Source organism: Actinomycetota bacterium, assembly GCA_013152275.1.
Taxonomy (GTDB): domain Bacteria; phylum Actinomycetota; class Acidimicrobiia; order Spongiisociales; family UBA4744; genus BMS3Bbin01.
Map to the genome: position 1 here is coordinate 1 of JAADGS010000033.1, position 22465 is coordinate 22465.

Here is a 22465-nt window from a genome sequence, read left to right on the forward strand (position 1 = left end):
GAAGACGAGCACTCGGCCGGGTCGGGTCAGTCGTCCAATGCGTCGAGGAGATCACGCATCGTCTGTCGGTATGTGGTGAGCGCGGCCCTTCTGTCAAGTCTCGGTACCCGTGCGACCCGCTGGCTTCGGTTCGTCCACGACACTGGGCGGTGGGTTTAGGACGCGGCGTTGATCGGGTCGGGTTTGCCTCTGGGGTTGGCGAACGCTCCGTGAGCCTTGATGGGATCGTGTTTTGCCGCGTGGACTCGGAGCAGCTTGGCGTTCTGTGAGATTTCGACGGTGTCCCCGACCACCCGTACTTCGACCTGCTGGCGGCGGTAGGCGTTGCCGACCCGGTAGGAGACGGCGGCGAAGCTGATGTTCCCCGACGAGTCCACCTTGCGGATTACGGGATGCCCGACCGTGGGAGGCCTGACCGGCCGGGCGCGTGGCCGACGACGCCACACTTGAGGTTCCGCCTCGGGAGGATGACGTCTGGCGTGGGTGGCCACCAGAACACTCCGATGCGATATCTCGATGAGACCGTCCGGGGTGATGACCACGTCGACGGTTTCCCCGGCCAGGCAACGTCCCACGTGATACCTGTATGTGGCCAGACTGATCCGACCATCCCGCCCCACCTTTCTGGTGACCCTACGAGGCTCCTCGACCACCACCTCCGCCGGAACAGGGTCTGGTGGCTGGTCGTCTCCGGTAACCACTTCGAAGGGTTCAGCGACGGCTAGTTCGAACCGGCGGACGGGTGGGACCATCCCGATCCCCTGATGCGGCCGCTCCGTGTTGTATTCGACCACCCACGCGTCGATCGCCGTCTGAGCCTCCTCGAGACTCTCAAACGTCTTGCCGGCCGGAAAGTCCTTCTTCATGGTCTTGTGGAACCGTTCCACCTTCCCCGTGGTGGTCGGCGACCGAGGAGCCGTCAGAAGGTGCCTGATTCCGTTCTCCCGGCAGATCAGGTCAAAGAGCACCTCACCCTTGCCGGGTCCAAACCTGCCGGTGAACACCTTCCCGTTATCAGTCAGAATCTGATCCGGGACCCCATGACGTGCCATCGCCTCGGCGAGAGCGTCACACACCGGCCTCGCCGTAGCTCTCCTCACCACCTTGGCTGATACACAGAACCTCGAATGGTCATCGATACCGGTCACCACCTTCAACTCCGACCCGTCGACCAATCGAACACCGCCGGTGACGTCCATCTGCCACAACTCCATCGACCGGGCCCGCTCCCACCGCTTGTAATCAGACCGCCGCCTCCGACGTTTCTGCGGATCCACCAGCCCATGACGGATCAAAGCCCGATAGATCGACGATCGAGAAGGAACCGGAACCACACCCTCCCGCTCCAAGTGATAGCCGATCGTCCGAGGACCCCAACCCGGATGAGCCCTCCGCATCTCCACGATCCGAGCCTCCACCTCCACCGGCGTCTGATGCGGACACGAATCCGGCTTCGACGAACGATCCACCAACCCCGCCAACCCCTCAGACGCATACCGGCGCAGCCACCCATGCACCGTCTGACGAGCCACCCCACACCGGCGAGCCACATCCGTCACCGTCGCTCCCCCAAAAACCTCCAACACCGCCCGATACCGCTGCTCCACAACACCCAACTCCACCAACAAGACGACCTCCCCGCATCAAACGAGAAGCATGGAACCAGAAAGTGTCACCCACGTACCGGAGCCACCGTCGCCCAGGAACCGAAGCCGCATCCACAAAGTGGAACCCACCAACCGGAGCCACAATGTCCATCATGAACCGAACCCACACAGTCTGGAAGGCGGCTCTCGCGCGTCCTGGGCGCGTCCGGGACTCCGTCGTCGAACTCCCCAGGAAGAACAGAAACCCCCGCCGAGCAGGGGTTTCCTTGGGTGGAGGTGAGGGGATTCGAACCCCTGGCCTCTTCCGTGCGAGGGAAGCGCTCTGCCGGGCTGAGCTACACCCCCAAAGGGCGAACGGCATTGTAGTCACCGCTTCACCCGGCGGATCAGAGCCGATCCAAGAGGTCCCTTCGTAGCCGTTCCTGCACGATCGTGGTCGTCAGGTCCGAGCGGCTGCGTTCGACCAGCGCCCGTGCCACATCGGCCGTACGGCGGAGCCCGCGAGTCATCCCGTCTGGATAGTCGAGGCCCGCGAGAAGATCGACGACGGCATCCATCGCACCGAGGGTCTCCTCCGCTTGCTCGAGTTTACCGGCCCGGAGGAGATCGAGCAGCCGTCTCCGCAGCTCACCGACCGCCTCGCCGAGGCCGTGCAGGTACGACCCGACCCACACACCCAACTCGTCAGGTGTCGGCAGCGGCAGCTCGAGACCCAAGGCGTGCGTCAAGCGCGCCTCGGCATACTCCTTCGCGGCGTCGGCAACGAAACCGGTGAACAACACATCCGGATGATCCTCGAGCAGTCCCATGGCCTCGCTCAGCAGAGCGCCTGCCTGATCCATCAATTCCTCACAGCGTTCCAGTTCCCCACGGTGAAATGAACGGATGGCGTTCGCCGAACTGCGAATCAACTGGCGGGACAGGGTGAGGCCTTTCTCACGCGCAGCGAACTTGGCATCGAACTCGGCACGGGCAATGGCTTCGACAGGATCGAGGCTTGGCTTCATCTGCTCAGCCGTGCGCCAGTACCTGCAGCTGCGACTCGGCCTCATCGGTCTCCGAGTCTCTGATATCGACCACGAATGAGGCTTCGCGCCGTTGACGAATCTGCACCAACATCGCCACGTACCAGGCGATGACACCGTCCATCGCGATGTGGGCGATGAGCATGGCTGTGGACCCGCGCCAGATCGCAACCGCGAGTGTCGTGAGTGCGATCGCACTGAGGATGATGAGGGCACGGCGTCTCCGAACGAGCACTCGGCGTCTCGTGAGCATCGGTTCGATCGTCGTCCCACTTCCGACCGCAGTGAGACGCGCGGACAGTCGCGTGAACTCTTGTGCCGATTCGGCAGGTCGCTCCCTCCGAGAGGTGAAGACCGAAGGCAACAGGAAGGCTGCCCACACCCCTGCCAGCACGAAAATGACAATTACTGCCGTTGCTTCCACGTATCCGCCCGTCGCTACACCCTGAGCCTAGGTCACCGGGCCCACCTCCGACAAGTTATCAACAGGAGAGTACGGCATGCCCGGGTCCACGGAGGGTGGTGAACTCAGTGTCCGGCAGGTTCGTCGTGCAGCAGTGCAATCGCATGACCGAGCGCGGGAGCGACCACATCGAGGGATTCCCTTACCGCTCCGACGGATCCCGGCAGGTTGATGATGAGGGTCGATCCGGCGATTCCGGCGACACCTCTGGACAGCATCCCATGAGGATTGCTACCGAACGTCGCCGCACGAATGGCCTCGGCGATCCCCGGCGCGAAGCGATCCACAACGCTGCGTGTCGCCTCCGGTGTCAGATCTCTCGCCGAGAACCCGGTGCCACCTGTGGTGACAATGAGGTCGAACCCTTCCTCAACGGCCCCCTCGAGAGCACCCCGCACGGAGGAGACGCCATCGGGAACCACCCGCAGCTCGGTCGAGAAGCCGAGCGTCCCGAGACGCTCTACGGCCGCCGGACCGGAACGATCCTCGGCCTCGCCACGGCTAACTCGATCGCTCACGGTGAGAACGAGACCCTTCACCGTCGCCACTCTCCGGAGCGGCCTCCCGATTTGGACAGCAGCCGGACTCCTGTGATCTCAACACCCCGCTCGACACCTTTGACCATGTCGTAGAGCGCGAGCGCCGCGACGGCCACTGCCGTCATCGCCTCCATCTCCACACCGGTCCGATCGCGAGTCTGCACCCTGGCCTCGACACGTGCGCCCTCGTCGTATTCGGATACCTCGACGGAGACCGACGTGAGCGACAACGGATGACACAGCGGGATGAGATCGGCGGTGCGTTTGGCAGCCATGATGCCGGCCAGACGTGCGGTCGCCAGCGCGTCACCTTTCGGCAGTTCCCCTCCGAAGAGCTTCCCCCTCGTTTCGGATGTCATGTGCACGACCGCCTCGGCCATGGCCACGCGGTCGGTGACCTGCTTGTCACCCACGTCGACCATGTGGACGTGTCCCTGCTCATCGAGGTGTGTGAACTCTTCACTCATCGAGGGCCTCCATGGTACGGGTCTCCGGCCACCTGAACATCTCGAGTGTCACCACATCGCCGGCTTCCAGATCGGCGACGCCGACGGGAACCAGGGCGAACGCGTCGGCATGCGCCATCGCCGACAGGATGTTTGACGACTGCCCACCGGCGAGCTCGGCGAACAACGCATCACCTTCGATTCTCGTCCGCACCCGCAGGAAGACGTCTTTGGTCGGATTCGTCGACACGGCCTGGGCAATCCGTCCGAGCACCTGCGGCCGAAAGAGATCCGTGGCCCCCATCATGTGAAGCAGGGCAGGCCGGACGAACTGCTCGAACGACACCATGGCCGACACGGGATTACCGGGCAGACCGAACAGGGGCGTCCCTTCGATCCGCCCAAAGGCAAACGGCTTGCCCGGCTGCTGCGCGACTTTCCAAAACGCAACGGTTCCGAGGTCGGCAAGAACAGCCTTGACCATGTCGTACTCCCCCATCGACACTCCGCCGGACGTGATGACGGCGTCCGCCGTCCCTGCCGCTTCATCCAGGGTCGCCCGCAACGCCGTCTCGTCATCACCGACGATCCCGAAGTCGACCGTGTCGACCGCCAGGTCTGCCAAGAGAGCGATCAGCATCGTCCGGTTCGCATCCCGAATCTTGCCGGGCGTCGGCACCGGAGCTTCCGGTGGCAGCAGTTCGTCTCCCGTCGACAGGACCGCAACGACCGGACGTCTCCTCACGAACGGCTCGATGATGCCGAGCGACGCGAGGACACCGAGGTGCGCCGGGCTCAACCGCTCTCCCGCCTCGAACACGCGCGCTCCCGCCTGCATGTCACCGCCCGCACGCCGAACGTTGGATCCGCGCGCACGGAACGCCAGAACCTTGACCGACCGGTCTCCGGATTCGGTTACCTCGATCTCCACGACGGTATCGGCGCCCGCCGGCATCGGAGCACCGGTCATGATCTTGACGGCGGTACCCGGTCCGACCTTCTCGGCGGGCACGCTGCCCGCAGGTACATCCTCGATCACGTCCAGCACCACAGGGAGCCTCTCCAGGTCTGCCGCTCGGACCGCGTATCCATCCATGGCCGAGTTCGAAAACGGGGGAACGTCGTGTGGCGCCTCGACCGGCTCGGCGAGAACGAGACCCCGCGCCTCCATCAGTGGAACCCGCACCGGATCGAGACGGCCGACCACCGCCAGAACTTCGCGCTGGGCTTCGCGGCGTAGTTTCACACCAGCCCTTTCAGGAATTCCCTGTAGCGCTCCCCGAGTTCTGCGTGGGCCAGGCCGAGAACCGTCGAAGCTTCCAGCAGCCCGGCCGGGTTTCCCACATCCAGCAGGTCGTCCGGCGAGACGAACCCCTCGCAGCGACCTCGCCGACCGAGCGCATCGATTGCATCGGTGAGCTGAATCTCACCTCCGAACCCCGGAGCGAGACCGTCGAGCACCTCGAAAACCTCCGGAGTGAAGATGTAGCGACCGATCAGTCCGAGACGCGACGGAGCTCGTTCGATGCCCGGCTTCTCGATGGCACCACGCACCTCGACGACTGTCTCCGATCGCCATGCGCCCGGAACGATCACCCCGTAGCGGGTGAGGAAGTCGTCGGTAAGGTCCCGCAGGGAGACCATCGATGTTCCGTCGAACTGCGCGGCCATCCGATCGAGGACATCCACGCGAGGAATGTTGTCGGCGAGCAGGCAGAAGAAGGTCCGGCCGGCCACCGCTTCTCGAGCGGTCAAGACCGCGTGACCCAGACCGAGTGGGACCGGTTGGGTCACGGGTGTGATCTTCATGTGCTCCAGCCCCGGGAGCGGTCCCCCGTCGAAGAAATGGTCGTGGACGAGTGCGCCCACTCCCGGATCGACGATGATGACCGCCTCGGTGGCACCCGCCCTGGCAGCCTCCTCGACACCGTACTGCACGGCAGGGCGGTCGACGATCGGAACCAGCGCCTTCGGAACGACCCGCGTCGCGGGACGCAGACGGGTTCCCCTTCCCGCGGCCGGGATGACTGCAACCTCGATCGTCACTCCTCCACCACCTTGCGCTCGACCCCTCTCAACAACCGTGTCATGTTCCCCCGGTGACGGTACAGGACCAGCGCGACGGCTGCACCCACCCAGACGAGTGCCCACCCTCGACCACCCGTGAGCCATGCGCCCGGAACCGCGGCGAGGGTGACGACGATCGAGCCGATCGCGGCGATGCGCGTGGTGACGATGAGAGCGATGAACACGACGAGGAGGACCGCCGTGGCCACGGGGTACAGAGCGAACATCACTCCCGAGAGCGTCGCTGCCCCTTTGCCTCCACGGAAGTGATGGAACAGCGGATAGCAGTGCCCGATAACTGCGGTCAACCCCGCTGCCGCACCGAGTGCAGGACCGCCGAGGGCTGCTCCCGCCAGGGCGGCGATCAGCCCTTTCAGCAGATCGAGGGCGAGCACGGTCACGCCGGCCTTCTTGCCGATCGACCGGAAGACGTTGGACGCTCCGGGGTTGCCACTTCCTTTCGAGTAGATATCCAATCCCCTCGCGCGTGCGATGAGGACGGCGAAATCAACGCTTCCCAGCAGATACGAGCCGAGCACCACGGCGATCGAACCCAACGTCATGGGTCTCGAGTGTACCGGCGAAAGACGCCGGTCCCGATCGCGCGGATCTGCCGATCCGACCACCAGGACGATGAGTGAAGATCCCGCTCTTCGGACCACGAGTCGGGTCACCGACCGCAAGCGCCCACCGTCTTGATATCATTCAGCCCCAATCCATCACGGTCTCGAGTTCTCATGCCCACCTATGAATATGTCTGTAAGCGATGCGGAAAACGGTTCGACGTTTTCCAGTCCTTCTCGGAGAAGTCCCTCCAAACACACGACGAGTGCGGTGGCCAACTCCAAAAGGTCTTCCACACTGCCGGCATCATCTTCAAAGGATCCGGCTTCTACGCAACCGATTCGCAGACGGCCAAGAGATCGCAGACGGCCAAGGGTCCCGAGACGGCCAAGGGTCCCGAGACGGCCAAGAGTTCCGGGGCGGCCAAGAGTTCCGGGGCGGCCAAGAGTTCCCAGACAACCAAGAAGGGTGAAGAATGATCGGAGTATTCGGTGGCACGGGGTTCTACGAGTTCCTCGATGACGCCCGCAGCGTTCGCGTCGACACTCCCTACGGAGATCCGTCGGCACCGTACATGGTCGGCACGATCGAAGGCGCCGACGTGGCCTTCCTGCCCCGGCACGGCGAACACCACGAGTTCCCGCCACACAAGGTCAACTACCGAGCCAACGTGTGGGGTATGAAGCATCTCGGTGTCGACCGCATCATCGCCCCATGTGCCGCCGGGAGCCTGGTGACCGAGTACGCGCCGGGACACATCGTCATCGCCGACCAGCTCATCGATCGAACATGGGGCCGCGCGTCGACCTACTTCGACGGTCCGGAGACGGGACACATCTCGCTTGCCGATCCCTACTGCTCGGAGCTGCGCCCACTGGCGCTCGAAGCCGCGAGGACCGCGGGAGCGACCGTCCACGACGGCGGAACGACCGTCATCATTCAGGGCCCGCGCTTCTCGACGAGGGCAGAGAGCAGATGGTTTGCCTCCAACGGCTGGCATCTCGTGAACATGACCCAGTTCCCCGAGGCGTCCCTCGCCAGAGAGCTGGAGCTGTGCTTCGTCAACCTGGCTGTCGTCACCGACTACGACGTCGGCGTCGAAGGGGAGATCCCTGCGGTCACACACGCGGAGGTGATGCGCCTGTTCGATGAGACCCTGGGCACCCTCAAGGAGACGGTACGGGTATTGATTCCGATCGCCGACGCGGCGCCCCGAGCATGCTCATGTCCCACCGCGTTGTCCGGCGCCACGGGCTAGGAGTCTGTCGAAGCCGGTAGGGGCCACGTGCTTCGTACTTCGTGTCGCGACTTCGTATCGATACGAGACCGCGGTGCCGGCGTGACGGCCGGGCGCGACGAAAGACGCTCGTGCACCGCGTGAGGACCGCGAATACGGCGAACGAAACGGAATCGCCGCCGTGGTAGGGGGATACACGTCCCGTATCTCCCCGAGGGCAACCCCCTTCCCGACTCGACACGTTCGCGGTACGTTCACAGGGTGTACTGGTTCACGCGCCCGCCCTATCTCCGTTGGGCCGGCGCGGCACTGATCCTCATCGTTGCCGCCTGGATCGATCTGCGACCGGCGGACACGATCGCCTATCCGTTCGCGGCAGCGGACATCGCACCCGGAGCGAGCATCGATGCCGAGCACATCGAGTGGCGCCAGGCGCCGAAGGGTCTGCTCCCTTCCAACCTCGAGATCGGTGGGACGGCCCGGCATGCGATTGCAGCGGGGGAACCCATCCTCCCCTCCCAGATGTCCGATGTGCGCCCTGAGATCCCCGACGGATGGTGGGCACTCTCGACGAAGTTGCCCGAGAGCGTCGTTGCCGGTCAGTCACTGAGGATCGTCATCACCGGATTCGGTGTTGGGCCCCAAGCAGTCCCCGGAATCGTCATCGAGCCACCTCCACCGGCAGATCCGCTCGGCTACAAGGACCCCGTCGGTCTCGTCGCCGTCCCCGGTGACTTCGCCACCGCGGTCGCCGCGTCGGCGGCGGAGGGAAACCTGAGTGTCCTCATCGGACCCGACATCAGTCCGTAGCAGAAGCAGGGTCTACGGAGGCCCCCGTCGATCCTCTCGCTTCGACGACACGTGAGGATTCCTCATGAACTGTCGAGCCATTCCAGGCAACGAGCACGCGGACAACCGGAGGAGCCATGCTCGTCGAGCGCCGAGATACGGGCGGATGTCCAGTCCGGCTATGCTCCAGCGCCGTGCTCCAGGCAATCCTCTGGGGGCTCATCCAGGGCCTAACCGAATTCCTTCCTGTTTCCTCGAGCGGCCACCTCGTGCTGGTGCCGGCGATCCTCGGCGTGGACCCGCCCGACCTGGCGACGACCGCGGTGCTCCACCTCGGAACCTTGATCGCCGTGCTCGCCTACTACCGTCGAGACATTGCCACACTTCTGCGGTTCGACGACAAGGCCCGCCACCTCTGGTGGCTACTGATCATCGGGACACTGCCGGCCCTGATCGGTCTCGCCCTCAAGGACCAGATCGACGCCATCCAGCAGTCCTACACGCTCGTGGCGATCGCCCTGCTGATCAGCGGAGTGGTGCTCCTCGCATCACAGTTCATCCACAAACGAACCCGAACCGTTGAGGACGAGACCACCGCTGGAGCGCTGGTCATCGGGATCGCCCAGGCGCTGGCCATGGTGCCAGGCATCACCCGCTCCGGGATGACGATCACTGCCGGACTCGCACGGGGACTCGACGCGGAGCAAGCTGCCCGCTACTCGTTTCTTCTCGCCATTCCTGCAATCGCCGGAGGCGGCCTCCTCGAGGCGATCGAACTGTCGAGCACCGGCAGCTTCACGACGTCGGTGTGGGTCGCCATGGCGGTCGCTGCCGTGTCGGGCTACCTGGCAATCGCCTTCCTCATCCGCGTCCTCGTCAAGCGAGGCCTCGTGCCCTTCGCCATCTACTGCCTCGTGGCAGGAGCGGTGGCGCTCATCGTGCTGTAGAACTCCGTTCTCGTGACGGTTGGGCGGGATTATTCCCGTGAAGCGTCACCAGAACGGGTTCTTAGAAGCCGACGACGCACCAGGTGGGTTCATGCCAACCAAACATGAGATCCGCCCGCTGCAAGGCATCCTTGTCACCTTCGACCAGGCCGGCCGCAGCGAGTGTGACGAAGTCGTGATCGCCGAGGTACCGCATACCGAGTTGCGTCACGCCCATGCGCAGGTCGGGCTCCTCATCGGTCCTGCGGCAGGATGACCCATCGGGGCCTCCTTCGATTCGATAGGCGCCGGCAACGTCGTCGGGACCGGTGATCTCGATGGTGACCGCTCCCTCGACGGGATAGCGACGTGCCTCGAGCGCGGCCGGAACGTCGAGGATCCGGACCCAGATCCCTTCGGTGACCTTGAACGACAGCCTCCTGGGATCGGTCAGGAAGTAGGCGAGCGGGTCCCGCAATGGGCGCATGCGGGCTTTGATGGTCTTGATCAGGTCGATCCCGAACAGGAACCGCCATATGGCGAGGGTCGCGCCGTCGGTCACACCGATCACCTCATTCGCGAGGAGCGTGTTCTGCGGGTGGCCTTCTTTCCACTCCTCCTTGATGCGGTAGCGCGCGTAGCCGAGTCCGATACCGTCCTCTTCGTAAAGTGCGAAGCGGTTCGCCGTTGCTCCTGCGCGCCACGCCTCCAGGTCCGACAGGTCGACCTCCCACTTGAGCGGCGAGCGCCGGATCATGCCCGGATAGCGGTCCACGACCTGGTCGAGGACGCCAGGGAGACGCTCGAGCGCCTCGCCCTTCTGGATCAGACGCACCCCGCCCGGCGATGGTTCGGCGACGGCGAACGTGGCGTGGGCACGATCAATCTCTCTGGCGGCGTGGCGATTCGCCATTCCAAACCCGTAGCGGCCATAGATGGAACTCTCCGACGCCCACAAGACGGAGAGCGACTCCTCGTGCTCCCGGCTGTCGTCGAGCAGCCTGCCCATCATCTGGGTGAGTACTCCTCGGCGGCGATGCGAAGGGAGCACACCGATGGCGGTCACCCCGCCGGCCCTTGCCGACCCGCCGGGAACCGTCATCTCGAACGTGATGTTGCCTCCGGTTCCGACGATTGCACCGTTGTCGAACGCCGCGATCGTCCGATCGAATTCGGTTGCCTTCCGTTCGACCTCGACTTCCTCCGGCTTCGGATCCCAGGCGAACACGTGCCCCAGAACCCCGAGAAACCCGTCGAAGTCGTCCGATGTGATTGGGCGGTACTCCATTGGTGGAACGCTAGCCGAGCCAACCCTTGCGACCGCTCGAATTACCGAGCATACGGCGGCTGGTTCCAGGAAGAGAACAACACGGTTTCCCGCATCGCCGACGGCGCGGCCATCCACACAGCATGGGGAGTTGACAGCCGACTGCGAACAGCCGGGGCCCTGTCCCCTGTCGGCGAGGTCTCGACAACGATGACCGCGGTACGAAGTACACGGTCGGGCAGTCTTCGGCCGCCTCTACTTGATCACGAGCTCCGGATGCGTACGCACCCGCGGCCTGGTCTTCTCCAGGGTGTCCGTGAACTCGTCGAAGGCGACATCCGCGTCGCTTCCCGGAGCGGCCACGGCCACCGGAATGCCTTCATCGGCACCCGCGCGCATGGCCGGAACCAGCGGGATCCGACCCATCAGCGGAACCCCCAACTCACGTGCGAGTTGCTCACCACCGCCACTGCCGAAGAGCGGATAACGTGTGCCGTCGTCTCCGGTGAACCACGCCATGTTCTCCACGACGCCGATCACAGTCTGGTTGACCTTTTCGGCCATCAGGGCCGCCTTCTTCGCGACCCGTTGCGCCGTCGCCTGTGGTGTCGTCACCACGAGCACCTCGGCCCGTGGAAGGAACTGCGACAGTGAGATCGCCACATCGCCGGTACCCGGAGGAGTATCGATGAGCAGGTAGTCCGGCTCGTCCCAGAAGACATCGGTGAGAAACTGCTCGAGTGCCTTGTGCAACAGTGGGCCACGCCAGATGACGGCCTGATCGGGCTGGACGAAGTAGTCCATCGACATGACACGAACTCCATAGGCTTGCGGTGCGATGAGCGAACCGCCGACGACCGCCGGAGGGGTGAGCACGCCAAGCATCCTCGGGATCGAGAACCCATACACGTCTGCGTCGATCACACCTACGCTGTGGCCCCGAGCGGCCAGAGCAACCGCGAGGTTCACCGTCACCGACGACTTGCCGACACCGCCTTTGCCACTGGTGATCGTGATGACCCTCGTGCGAGATCCGGGACCGCCCGCAGCTTTCTTCTCGGGACGGAGCCGCGCCATGAGCGCATCGGCCTCCTCATCGGAGAGAACGGACTGTTGGACCATCACATCATCGATCCCGGCGACCGACCGGCCGGCCTCCTCGACGGCGGCCGTGAGACGGTCACCGTAGGGATAGTCGGGATCGGCGACGGAGATGGCGGCGACAGCGCGGCCGTTGTCGACGGTGACAGCCCTCACCGCATCCAGTTCTTCGAGTGTCCTCCCGAGCTGGGGATCGACGACCTGCCCGATCGCCGCGCGTACCGCATCGTTCATTGCAAGTCCTATCTGCGCAGTGTTTAGAAACGACTCAAAACTATAGTGACATTGTGGATATCCGAGACTTGGAGCAGACGCTCAACCAACTCACGGCGACGCTGGGCGATCCCACCCGACGATCCATCTACCTGCGGGTCCGATCTTCACCGGAGCCGCTCACCGCGACGCTCGTCGCGAACGAATTCTGTATCCACCCCAACGTGGCTCGCCACCATCTCGATCGGCTCACGGAAGAGGGTTATCTGGAGGTCACGAGACGCCGCACCACAGGTAAGACGGGACCCGGGGCCGGGAGACCGGCGAAGTGTTACGCACCCACCGGTAAAGAGATCGATCTGCAGTTCCCGACCCGCCGCCACGACCTTCTGATCGACCTCCTCGTGCGCATCGTCCTCCACCTCGCCCCTGAGGACGGACTTCGGGTCGCCCTCGAAATCGGCCGTGACTTCGGTCGTGAGCTCGCCTCGGGCATTGCCACCACAGGCGACAACGACTTGACCGCGTCACTCGAGACCGTTGCGGCGTTGATGCAGAGAGAGGGCTTCGAGGTCATCGCCGACTCTGCAGGAGAGAAACTGCTGACCGAGCACTGCCCGTTCAGCGCGAGCAAGTTCGAACATCCCGAAGTACTGTGCTCGCTCGATCGGGGCATCATGACGGGGATCTTCGAGATCGTCGACCCGCAGAGAGCAGCAGCGCTCGAAGTCAACCTGGAGATGGACCACGCCTGCATAACCACCGTCTGACCACTCGGCGTGGCCTGACCGGGCTCATGACCGAGATCGGCCCGGGCAGGCGCCACGGTGGGGGTCGGTACACTTACGTCATTCTCCCTGTGAGGTGACGCATGACCCACTCAGCCTGCCATACGATGACCACGCCGCTCGGCAAGCGAACCGTCTACCGCCTCGATGCGATCGACGCCGATCTCGAAAGGCTCCCCTACTCGATCAAGGTGCTCCTCGAGGCGACACTCCGCAATGTCGACGGTCACGTCGTGACCGAAGCGGATGTCCGCACACTCGCCGCCTACGACCATGCCGATCTTGGCCAGACCGAAGTGCCCTTCATGCCGGGAAGAGTGGTTCTTCAGGACTTCACCGGTGTTCCCGCCGTGGTCGACCTTGCCGCCATGCGCAGCGCAATCGTACGTATGACCGGGGACGAACGATCCGCCGAGAAGGTCAACCCCCTCGTTCCATGTGATCTCGTCATCGACCACTCCGTACAGGTCGACGCATTCAACTCCGGCATGGCGCTGCGCATCAACGCAGCGAAGGAGTTCGAACGGAACAAGGAACGATACGAGTTCCTCAAGTGGGGCAAGTCCGCGTTTTCCAACTTTCGCGTCGTCCCCCCGGAAACCGGGATCGTCCACCAGGTAAACCTCGAATACCTTGCCAAGGTCGTGTGGGACGACGGCACATGCCTGTATCCGGACAGCCTCATCGGCACCGACTCGCACACGACGATGATCAACGGCCTCGGCGTCCTCGGATGGGGCGTCGGCGGCATCGAGGCCGAAGCGGTGATGCTCGGACAACCCATCTACATGCTCATCCCGGAAGTCGTTGGATTCCGCCTCACCGGCAAGCTCACCGAAGGCGCCACCGCGACCGATCTGGTGCTGAAAGTGACGCAGATGCTCAGAAGCCACGGGGTGGTCGGCAAGTTCGTCGAGTTCTACGGACCGGGCCTCGACGACCTACCGCTCGCGAACCGGGCAACCCTGGCGAACATGGCCCCCGAGTACGGCGCCACGATGGGATTCTTCCCCGTCGACGAGCAGACGCTCAGGTACCTTCGACTGACCGGCCGTGACGAGCGACTCGTCGAAACGGTCGAGATGTATTGCAGACAGCAAGGTCTCTGGCGCGACAACGCCGGCACCCCGGACTACGTCTCCCATCTGGAATTCGATATGGGAACGGTCGTACCCGCACTGGCAGGGCCGAAGCGGCCCCAGGACCGCATAGAACTGACAGAGATGAAGAGCCGGTGGCACAAGGATCTAGCCACGACCTTCGGACGCGACGAGGACACGGTCGTCGAGACCGACACCAAGATCAGGTTGGAGGACGACACGTTCGGCCTGGCCGACGGTGACGTGGTCATCGCGGCGATCACCTCCTGCACCAATACGTCCAATCCGAGCGTGATGGTCGGTGCGGGCCTCGTCGCTCGTAAGGCGCGTCGGCGCGGTCTCACCCGCAAGCCGTGGGTCAAGACCTCCCTTGCACCCGGATCAAAGGTGGTCACCGACTACCTGACAGAGTCCGGGCTCCTCGACGACCTCGAATCGTGTGGCTTCTACATCGTCGGGTACGGCTGTACGACATGCATCGGCAACTCCGGGCCGCTGCCGGAGCCGATCCACGACGCCATCCAGGGGTTCGACCTCGTGGCCACATCGGTGCTGTCGGGGAACCGAAACTTCGAGGGCAGGATCTCGCCGGACGTCAAGGCGAACTACCTTGCATCGCCGCCGCTGGTCGTCGCATACGCTCTGGCGGGCACCGTCGACATCGACCTGACCTCCGATCCGATCGGGACCGATGGGGATGGCAACGACGTGTACCTCCGTGATATCTGGCCGACCCAGTCCGAGATCGACGAGATCGTTACCGAACACGTCCGGCGCGACGAGTTCGAGAAAGAGTATGCCAACGTGTTCGAAGGGCCCACCGCGTGGCGAGCGATCAAGACGAGCGGTGGGGCCCTGTACGAATGGAATGAGGACAGCACCTATATCCAGGAGCCGCCGTTCTTCGTCGGGCTCTCGGCCGAGCCGCCGGCGATCCACCCGATTCGTGGGGCTCGTGTCCTCGCGAAACTGGGCGAGTCGATCACGACCGATCACATCAGCCCCGCGGGAGCAATCAGTCCCGACTCTCCGGCAGGCAAGTACCTGCTCGAGCACGGCGTGGAACCGGCGATGTTCAACAGCTTCGGTTCACGCCGCGGCAACGACCGCGTGATGACCCGTGGCACGTTCGGCAACATCCGCGTGCGTAACCAGCTCGCCCCCGGAACCGAAGGTGGATTCACGACCGACCTCCTCGACGGTCGGGTCAAGACGATCTACGAGGCGAGTCTCCACTACAAGGAGGCGGGTATCCCGTTGGTCATCCTGGCCGGCAAGGACTACGGCATGGGCAGCTCTCGGGACTGGGCGGCCAAAGGTACGTTCCTCCTCGGCGTCCGTGCAGTGCTCGCCGAGAGCTACGAGCGGATCCACCGTTCGAACCTGGTCGGCATGGGCGTGCTGCCACTCGAGTTTCCTGCGGGTGAGAACGCCGACACCCTGGGGCTCGACGGCACCGAGACGTTCGACATCGAGATCGACGACACGCTCGAGCCGCGCCGGCAGGTTCAGGTCACCGCCACCAAGACAGACGGCACTGCCAGGACGTTCGCCGCCATGGCACGAATCGATACACCAGTCGAGGTCGACTACTACCGCAACGGCGGCATCCTTCACACGGTGTTGCGAAGGCTGGCGTCGGAGTAGCCCTCCCGTCCTCCATCCTGTTCTCGTGACGGTTCACGGGAATAATCCTGTCGAGCCGTCACGAGAACGGGATCTGAGCGCCGCCAACACCGTTTGGGACACGAGAACAGGTTCGGTGTGCACCTGATCCGTCGTGAACCGAAGGACCTTCCATCCCAGCAGCTCGAGCTCGTTCTGGCGTCGTGCGTCGGAGGCGCGCTGGGAACGGGTGGCATGGAATCGATGCCCGTCGATTTCGACGGCGACACGTGCGTCGGGCCACGCGGCGTCGACGCGGGCCACGAATCGATCTCCCGCTCTAATCTCGTGTTGCGCCTGCGGTGGGAGCACGGCGAGTGGCTCGACGAGACGAAGGAATTCGCGCTCGTAGGTGCTCTCCGCCACCGGACCGCTCACACGTTCCGTGAGAATGTTCGCCAGCACGCCGACACCGCTCCGGCCTCTCCCCCTGCGAACCGAAAGCCGCCGATCGATAGCAGACAGCGTCGTCAGCTTGTCCCTCAACGCCGCCTCGAGCGCGTGCTCCACCTGCCTCCAGTGCACGACTGCACCCAGGTCCATCAAAGTCCTCTCCACCGTTGTGACCGGAAGTCCATCCATCTCGGCAATATCGCTGCCGTCGAACTTCGCCGAAGTGTGCACGACAACATCCGATGTCCTGAGACGCCTGGGTCGGGGTGTGAGAATCTCAACGGGATCTCCGTATCGCCGAATCCCCCAGAGCTGGGCCGCAGCCCTGTGTGACACGGCGGATCCGTCTCCTCCTTCGAGAACGGCAGTCCAGAGGCGGAGAAGCCAGCTCGTCGGCGATCCGGCGACGCGATACACGCCGTCTCCAACCGAAAGCCAACGACCCACAGCGACGCGATGGGCGATCTCATTCGTGGAACATCCCAGCTTCATGGCCTGGGCGCGGCTCACGACCCCTTGCTGTGCCGAGGCGAGTTCACCGAAGGCTCGTTCGTCCATGGCGCCATCCTGCGCCATTTGACGGATCGAGTGAAGCCCCTTCCGTTCTCGTGACGCTTCATAGGAATAAACCAGGCCAAACGTCACGAGAACGGGAGGAACAGGTAGTTGTTCTCGCCCGGTGTCACTTCGCCAACCGGAGACAGCTCCCCGTCGGCGAACGCGTGCATCCGGTACCCGTGCCGGGCAAGGAACTCCACCACCTCCACGGGATGCCTGCCATATCTGGCGAGGTGGCGCTCTTCGATCTCGATCAAGATCGTTGGACGCCAGCGCTCGATGGACGTGCGGGCCCCTTCGAGAAGGGCGAGTTCCGCTCCTTCGATATCGGCTTTGATGAAATCGATCCGGTGAAGCGCCTTGTCGACCACGAAGCGATCGATGGTCGTCATCGGAATCGTCAGGGAGTGCAGGTCCGTGAACCCGTCCGGAACCTCTTCTGCGTCCTTGCCGTAGGCCGAGGCGAGGAACGCCCGTGTAGTGAACGGTACACCGTGCCAGGAGGGAATCAGGATCTCCATGGACCCTTCCTCATCGGCGAGGCCGACACGATGGACACTGACGGTGTGCATCCCCAGGAGCCGCCTCGCGCGCTCTATCGCGCGATGGGATCGCGACCTCGGCTCGAACGCATGGACCTGCCCGCTCGGCCCAGCCCTGCGGGCAAGCAGGTACATATACGTTCCCCCTGCCGCGCCAACGTCGAAGCAGACGTCACCCGGTGCCACGACCGTCTCCAGCACCAGCATCTCTTTCTCGAGATACGGGATCTGTTCCAGCAAAGCTTCGAAGGCTCGCTGCGCCCACCTCGATCTCAGCGGCCGCACGGCAACCGTTTCCCGGACACCCGTCGCACGACCGTACTCCTCTCTTCTCCGAATACTTGTGAACGGACCATGCCCTCCAGGCTACCGAGCCGAGTCCGACCGCTCGGAGGACGGCACCGATTCGCCGCACATCTGGACTCTGCGCCGTGCAGCAGAAGCTACCCTGTGACGTTCATGAAGCGCTACAGGATGTTGATTGTGGCGACGGCGATCGCTCTGGCACTGGCCGGCTGCTTGTCGGTCGGCGCAAAGAAGCAGACCGTCGGCTCCTCGAATCCCGATGCGCGAGTGGCAGCCGATTTCAAGGTAGACCTCATCGACGGCGGCTCATTCACCTTGTCGGCCGCCCTCGCAGACCGTCCTGTGGTCATCAACTTCTGGGCATCGTGGTGTCCGCCATGTCGCCAGGAAATGCCCGATCTGGAACAGGTCTCCCGCGACATTCCCGGAGTGAGGTTCATCGGCATAGCAATCGACGATACAGAGACCAACGCCGTGAAGTACGTCCGCCAGGTCGGCGTGACGTATCCCATTGCCGTTGACAAGAACTACGCGATCTCCGACGCCTACGGCATCAACGTTCTCCCGCAGACCTGGCTCGTCACCCAGAACGGCACGATCGTTCGTACGATCCAAGGTGGTGTCACCAGAGCGTCCCTCACCGGCTACATCGAGCAGTACCTCGGCGTCAGTGCGGAAGGCTGACGACCCCCATCGTTCCTCCACTGTCGAGAAAGCTTCCTCCCCATTCGAACAGAATCCCCAGCAGTACCAGCGTGATGAGCACCCCGACCACGATCAGCAGTATCCGCAGCACAGGCGGCCCCGGCAAGACATCGTAGAGGCGCCCCATCAGGAGACACCCGCGGTGCCGAGATCCTTCGAGGCTTCGGCATACGGCAGATTCGGACCTTCGATGAGCTCGGCCTGGACGATCAGGCGTTCCTTTGCAGAGTACCTCGGGGTGCAGGTCGTCAAGGTCAGCCATGCGCCTCGCTTGGGATCGGTGACCCAGACGTCGGTCGGCTTGACGATGAGAATCTCTCGCACCTCGTACACATGTCGACCGAGTGTGGTCTCAACGATGATCTCGTCACCAATCGACACCTCGTCGAGGTTGAAGAATGGCGCGCCATAGGTCGTGCGATGTCCGCTGATCACCGCGTTGCCGGGTTGCCCCGGGAGTGGAGTCCACGGCATGTGACCAGGTCCTTTCTTGAGGGTGGCCCGATCCACCCCTTCGAAGATCACCTTGTCGAGATCGATCACCGGAATCTCGATTCTGCCGAACGCAGCGCCTTCTTCAGGCGTCGGTTCCACGTAGCGAACGACCGAGACCGGCTTCGGCTGCGCCGCCGGAGTCGATGCAGGGTTCTGCGGCAGTGTCGGGTCGTCTTCGACCGGTTGCTGCGGTAGAAGCGGAATCGTCTCGACGACCTCCCCTTGAGCGGCGGCCTGAAAGCGTTCCGCGAGTTCGGTCTCTGCCGCCTGCTGGGAACGTGCCGTCCAAACGTTCGTCACGACGAGTTGGTAGGCGAGGAAGGCAAGCAGCAGCCCGCCGAGCGACATCATCGCCCAACCCACCACTCTCAGTGTTCTACGAACCTTCATCAGTGGCTACAGCGTATCAAAGGACGTCGAGTACCGGAGGAACTATCTCGCCGGTCACGCATACCGGCAAGCGGGCGTGTCCTGGTACGGTTCGCAGTGATGTTGTGGCTTGCGCTCGTCCTGTTCATCGCGATGACCGTCGCGCTGCTTCGCGGAGGTCGCCTGATCAACCTTGCAGACATCCGTCTGCGCTTCTGGTGGCTCCTCCTGCTCGGCTTCGGCATCCAGGCGGCAACCGCGTTCCTCCGCCCGGAAGAAGCATGGGCCCGGCCGACTGCCACCACGATGATTCTGATCTCGTACCTCCCACTGCTGATCCTGGTGCTGATCAACCGCCAGCGAGAAGGAATGTGGCTCGCCGGCCTCGGCATCCTGATGAACTTCTCGGTGATCGCGCTCAACGGAGGGATGCCTGTCCTCGAAGGTGCCGCGGCGGTCGCTGGCGGAGGCGGAACGGCGGCTCTGGTCCTGGATTTCAAGCACGTTGTTCTCGACGCTTCGACACGACTCCCCTTCCTGGCCGACGTGATGCCGGTACGGCTGTTCGGCACCGGCCAGGTGATCTCACTCGGCGATGTTCTCCTCGCCGTCGGATTGGGCAGATTCCTCGAAGACGAACTCCGCAAACCCATCCGTTGGTTCAAGAGGGGCATTCCCAGCGAAGGCGGATCGGCCTCACGCCGCTGATCGCTCCCCCCGGCCGACGACTGCTACCGGAGCGACGGATCAGACAGTTCCGCGCCGTTCGAGTACTCGTCGCACCGTATTGACCACATCCGGGTCGTAGTCATAGGCGGCCCCTCGATGCAGCACTTCGAGACCTTCGAGCGGTGAGAATCCCAACTCCATCGTGGCATGGTCATACGCACTCGCCGCCTTGATGATCTTCGAGGCGATGGGAAGACTTGGGTCCCGCTGCTCTCCGGGACGTCGATACGGCTCGTGCTGGCGAGCGACGAGACCGGCGACTTTTGCAAGATACGGAGACTCGGCAACGATCTCCGCTCCCCAGCGGGCGATATCCTCGTCGGTGAACCCACGCCGCAGGATGCTCGGCTCGTTCAGCGTGATCCGCCCGATGTCATGCATGAGTGCCGCGTACCGTACGTCGATCACCTCGGCCGGAGTCAGCCCGAGGTCCTGGGCCGTCTCGACCGCGAGAGCGCTGGTGCGGTCCGAGTGGCCGTCGAGCGCAAGTCCCGCCACCTCGGGAATCCGCGAGAGCGCGCGGATCGTCTGGCCGTATGTCGTCCGGGCCTCGAGATATCGGAAGAAGGCCACGTGGGCGAACGCATACGGCAGTGCCGCGATGAGCACGGCCCAGATCTGCATCTGCTCCCACGAGAAGCCGAACAGCGCCCCCGTGGCCATCATGCTCATCACCACCATCCAGTCACCCAGCCCGAGCAGCCACAGGTACCGTCTGCTCAGACCGCGCTCTGCGGTGGTCATGAACGCCCAGAGACCCGCCTCGACGACAAACCAGACGGCTCCCGCGGCAGCAAACCCCACGAGGCGATTCCACGGGTCCTTGGCCCACAGGATGCCGACGTCGGGAACCAGTACCGCAACCACGAGGGAGTACACCAGCGCATACACGCCGAGACCGACTCCGAGCCGCAGCATGTCTGCGGTCACATGTTCGAGTCCGTCGCCGCGCACGAGTCGGGCCACCGCCATCAGGAGGATGCCGACCGCGTAGACGAATCCGACGGACGCGAGGTCGGGCTGCGCCTGACCGGGCTCATGCAAGAGGATCGGTACCGCCGCCGCGACGATGACCGCCAGAGAGAGCCGGTTGCCGCTCGCTGCGGGAACCCGCACGAGGCCTGCCACGGCCAGAAGGACCGCTCCCACGGCCAGCACCAGCGGACTGGAGCGCGCATGGGGAAACAGCAGAATTCCGACGGCCACGACGCCGATTGCCCCGGCCAGTGGGAGCAGCGGCGTGCGGATCCTCAGCTTCGCCTCACCCATGGGTCTCGACCCTCCCTTCGGCAAGACGGCGCGCTTCGACCGGATCGTGCAGGAACGGCGATCCGTACCGCCGGTTGGTCCCCTCCATGGCCGCGATGAAACTCTCCACGACTTCCGGATTGAACTGCTTGCCGGCGTTTCGCCGCAGCTCGGAGAACGCATAACTCTGGCTGAGGGCCATTCGATACGAGCGCGTGCTCGTCATCGCATCGAACGCATCCGCCACGGCGAGGATGGACGCCTCCAGGGACGGCTCCTCCCCGTCGGCGTGACCGACGCCGCCGTAGCCGGTGCCGTCGTAGTTCGAGTGGTGGGCGGTTGCGATCTCGACCATCGGCTTGAGGAACTCGACCTCGGCGAGGATCTCCTCGACCATGTGCGCATGCCGCTGCAGCTCGCCGTACTCGTCCGCGGTGAGCCGGCCCCGCTTGCGAATCAGGTCCCGTGGCACAGCGAGCTTGCCCACGTCGTGGATGAGCGCGGCCCACTCGAGTCGCTCCAGCCTCGTCCCCCGGAACCCCATCTGCTTCCCACACAGCACGGAGAACTCGGCGACCCGTTCGGTGTGACCCCTCGTGTAGAGGTCCTTCGCCTCGAGCGCCTTGACAAAGCCGCGCAGCGTGGCGGCGTGCGCCTCACGGAGCTGGCCGAACGACGCAAACGCGTGATAGCCGATGATGAACACGACGAACACGAGTGGGAGCACGACCTCGGTGCGCGTGATCGTGGCGCCGAGCAGGCCCCCGACGAAGCCCATCGACATACGAAGGCAGGAGTTCACCAAGGTGAGACCACGCCTTGATGTTCCGCCCGTAAACACTCCTCACTGCCAGGACCACCATCCCAAGATTGACCGAACCGTGTAGACCAGCAGCAATCGCGCTGCCCAGCGCAATCCATCCCCAAAACGCGCCGTTGCCGCTCGCCTGCGCGATCCGCAAGAAGAACTCGACCGTCAATGATGCGATGGCGGCTGTTACCGCGAGTTGACCGAAGTTGGCGACCGGCTGGAAGATCCGCCGCTCCCGCACATCCCGTGCGCTGACCGCGCCGAGTGCGGCCATGGTCGCCACCCCGAGCGCCGCCCTGCCCGGCCCGAAGGCCACCGCAGCCGTCAGCCCCACCATGATCGTGGGACTCATCAGCATGCGGTCGTTGACCTCGACCGAGCGCCAGTCGAGGAACGCGAAGGCGGCGGCGAACGCCAGCCAGAGCCCGATCGGGGGAAACGATTCACGAACTGCAAGCACAGCGAGTACGGCCAGACCGCTCACCGCATAGAACGTCGCTATGACGATCTTC

Annotated in this window: 25 protein-coding genes and 1 tRNA gene; 8 read left to right on the forward strand and 18 right to left on the reverse strand. The window is 64.0% G+C overall.

Going from position 1 to position 22465, the window contains the following annotated elements; all coding sequences use genetic code 11:
- Positions 1-155: 155 nt before the first annotated feature.
- The 9 genes from GXP34_06330 to plsY form a co-directional block, all read right to left on the reverse strand.
- A complete protein-coding gene (locus GXP34_06330; GenBank protein ID NOY55588.1) occupies positions 156-1628 on the reverse strand; it encodes an IS481 family transposase in 1473 nt (490 codons plus the stop codon).
- A gap of 250 nt (positions 1629-1878) precedes the next feature.
- A tRNA-Ala gene (locus tag GXP34_06335) sits at positions 1879-1952 on the reverse strand.
- A 41-nt stretch (positions 1953-1993) separates the two neighbouring features.
- A complete protein-coding gene (locus GXP34_06340) occupies positions 1994-2614 on the reverse strand; it encodes a hypothetical protein (protein NOY55589.1) in 621 nt (206 codons plus the stop codon).
- A gap of 4 nt (positions 2615-2618) precedes the next feature.
- A complete protein-coding gene (locus GXP34_06345; GenBank protein ID NOY55590.1) occupies positions 2619-3056 on the reverse strand; it encodes a hypothetical protein in 438 nt (145 codons plus the stop codon).
- A gap of 104 nt (positions 3057-3160) precedes the next feature.
- Positions 3161-3634 (reverse strand): MogA/MoaB family molybdenum cofactor biosynthesis protein, encoded by a 474-nt coding sequence (locus GXP34_06350; GenBank protein ID NOY55591.1) that lies wholly within the window; start codon positions 3632-3634, stop codon positions 3161-3163.
- Positions 3631-4101, reverse strand: a complete 471-nt coding sequence (gene moaC / locus GXP34_06355; protein ID NOY55592.1) for a cyclic pyranopterin monophosphate synthase MoaC — start codon at positions 4099-4101, stop codon at positions 3631-3633. The genes GXP34_06350 and moaC overlap by 4 nt, the downstream gene beginning before the upstream one ends.
- Positions 4094-5326, reverse strand: coding sequence for a molybdopterin molybdotransferase MoeA (locus tag GXP34_06360; protein ID NOY55593.1), 1233 nt, complete (start codon positions 5324-5326; stop codon positions 4094-4096). Before GXP34_06360 ends, moaC begins: the two co-directional genes overlap by 8 nt.
- Positions 5323-6126, reverse strand: coding sequence for an NTP transferase domain-containing protein (locus GXP34_06365; GenBank protein NOY55594.1), 804 nt, complete (start codon positions 6124-6126; stop codon positions 5323-5325). Before GXP34_06365 ends, GXP34_06360 begins: the two co-directional genes overlap by 4 nt.
- Positions 6123-6710: a glycerol-3-phosphate 1-O-acyltransferase PlsY gene (gene plsY, locus GXP34_06370; GenBank protein ID NOY55595.1), complete on the reverse strand. Its 588-nt coding sequence runs from the start codon at positions 6708-6710 to the stop codon at positions 6123-6125. Before plsY ends, GXP34_06365 begins: the two co-directional genes overlap by 4 nt.
- Positions 6711-6884: 174 nt before the next feature.
- Between plsY and GXP34_06375 the strand changes: the two genes are divergently transcribed.
- From GXP34_06375 to GXP34_06390, 4 genes are all read left to right on the forward strand, one after another.
- Positions 6885-7190, forward strand: coding sequence for an FmdB family transcriptional regulator (locus GXP34_06375; protein NOY55596.1), 306 nt, complete (start codon positions 6885-6887; stop codon positions 7188-7190).
- Entirely contained in the window at positions 7187-7969 is a 783-nt protein-coding gene (locus GXP34_06380) for an S-methyl-5'-thioadenosine phosphorylase (protein NOY55597.1), read from the forward strand. Before GXP34_06375 ends, GXP34_06380 begins: the two co-directional genes overlap by 4 nt.
- Positions 7970-8209: 240 nt before the next feature.
- Positions 8210-8758 carry a hypothetical protein gene (locus GXP34_06385; protein NOY55598.1) on the forward strand — a complete coding sequence of 183 codons (549 nt, stop codon included), beginning with the start codon at positions 8210-8212 and terminating at the stop codon, positions 8756-8758.
- Positions 8759-8931: 173 nt separating this feature from the next.
- The gene (locus GXP34_06390) at positions 8932-9684 is read left to right on the forward strand and encodes an undecaprenyl-diphosphate phosphatase (GenBank protein NOY55599.1); all 753 of its coding nucleotides are present in this window, start codon (positions 8932-8934) and stop codon (positions 9682-9684) included.
- A 61-nt stretch (positions 9685-9745) separates the two neighbouring features.
- On the opposite strand, the gene GXP34_06395 is transcribed toward GXP34_06390, so the two are convergent.
- Positions 9746-10951: a GNAT family N-acetyltransferase gene (locus GXP34_06395; protein ID NOY55600.1), complete on the reverse strand. Its 1206-nt coding sequence runs from the start codon at positions 10949-10951 to the stop codon at positions 9746-9748.
- A 234-nt stretch (positions 10952-11185) separates the two neighbouring features.
- Positions 11186-12265, reverse strand: a complete 1080-nt coding sequence (locus GXP34_06400; protein ID NOY55601.1) for an Mrp/NBP35 family ATP-binding protein — start codon at positions 12263-12265, stop codon at positions 11186-11188.
- 53 nt (positions 12266-12318) lie between these two features.
- Between GXP34_06400 and GXP34_06405 the strand changes: the two genes are divergently transcribed.
- Both GXP34_06405 and acnA read left to right on the forward strand, forming a co-directional pair.
- On the forward strand, positions 12319-13014 hold the full coding sequence (locus GXP34_06405; protein NOY55602.1) for a helix-turn-helix domain-containing protein: 696 nt from the start codon (positions 12319-12321) through the stop codon (positions 13012-13014).
- A gap of 101 nt (positions 13015-13115) precedes the next feature.
- Complete coding sequence (gene acnA, locus GXP34_06410) at positions 13116-15779, forward strand: aconitate hydratase AcnA (GenBank protein ID NOY55603.1); 2664 nt, start codon at positions 13116-13118, stop codon at positions 15777-15779.
- Positions 15780-15812: 33 nt separating this feature from the next.
- Here the strand turns inward: acnA and GXP34_06415 are convergent, their stop codons facing one another.
- Entirely contained in the window at positions 15813-16748 is a 936-nt protein-coding gene (locus GXP34_06415; GenBank protein ID NOY55604.1) for a DUF559 domain-containing protein, read from the reverse strand.
- 83 nt (positions 16749-16831) lie between these two features.
- Entirely contained in the window at positions 16832-17530 is a 699-nt protein-coding gene (locus GXP34_06420; GenBank protein ID NOY55605.1) for an FkbM family methyltransferase, read from the reverse strand.
- A 219-nt stretch (positions 17531-17749) separates the two neighbouring features.
- On the opposite strand from GXP34_06420, the gene GXP34_06425 reads away from it, so the two are divergent.
- A complete protein-coding gene (locus GXP34_06425) occupies positions 17750-18280 on the forward strand; it encodes a TlpA family protein disulfide reductase (GenBank protein NOY55606.1) in 531 nt (176 codons plus the stop codon).
- On the opposite strand, the gene GXP34_06430 is transcribed toward GXP34_06425, so the two are convergent.
- Complete coding sequence (locus GXP34_06430; protein ID NOY55607.1) at positions 18264-18428, reverse strand: hypothetical protein; 165 nt, start codon at positions 18426-18428, stop codon at positions 18264-18266. The genes GXP34_06425 and GXP34_06430 overlap by 17 nt on opposite strands.
- The gene (locus GXP34_06435; protein ID NOY55608.1) at positions 18428-19186 is read right to left on the reverse strand and encodes a class E sortase; all 759 of its coding nucleotides are present in this window, start codon (positions 19184-19186) and stop codon (positions 18428-18430) included. Before GXP34_06435 ends, GXP34_06430 begins: the two co-directional genes overlap by 1 nt.
- Positions 19187-19285: 99 nt before the next feature.
- Between GXP34_06435 and GXP34_06440 the strand changes: the two genes are divergently transcribed.
- Positions 19286-19873: a DUF5317 domain-containing protein gene (locus GXP34_06440; GenBank protein NOY55609.1), complete on the forward strand. Its 588-nt coding sequence runs from the start codon at positions 19286-19288 to the stop codon at positions 19871-19873.
- Between the two features lie 39 nt (positions 19874-19912).
- Here GXP34_06440 and GXP34_06445 read toward each other — a convergent pair whose 3' ends face one another.
- From GXP34_06445 to GXP34_06455, 3 genes are all read right to left on the reverse strand, one after another.
- The gene (locus tag GXP34_06445; GenBank protein NOY55610.1) at positions 19913-21163 is read right to left on the reverse strand and encodes an HD domain-containing protein; all 1251 of its coding nucleotides are present in this window, start codon (positions 21161-21163) and stop codon (positions 19913-19915) included.
- Entirely contained in the window at positions 21156-21869 is a 714-nt protein-coding gene (locus GXP34_06450; protein ID NOY55611.1) for an HD domain-containing protein, read from the reverse strand. Before GXP34_06450 ends, GXP34_06445 begins: the two co-directional genes overlap by 8 nt.
- On the reverse strand, positions 21799-22465 hold a 667-nt coding region (locus tag GXP34_06455; GenBank protein ID NOY55612.1), incomplete at its 5' end, for a hypothetical protein. The genes GXP34_06455 and GXP34_06450, both read right to left, overlap by 71 nt.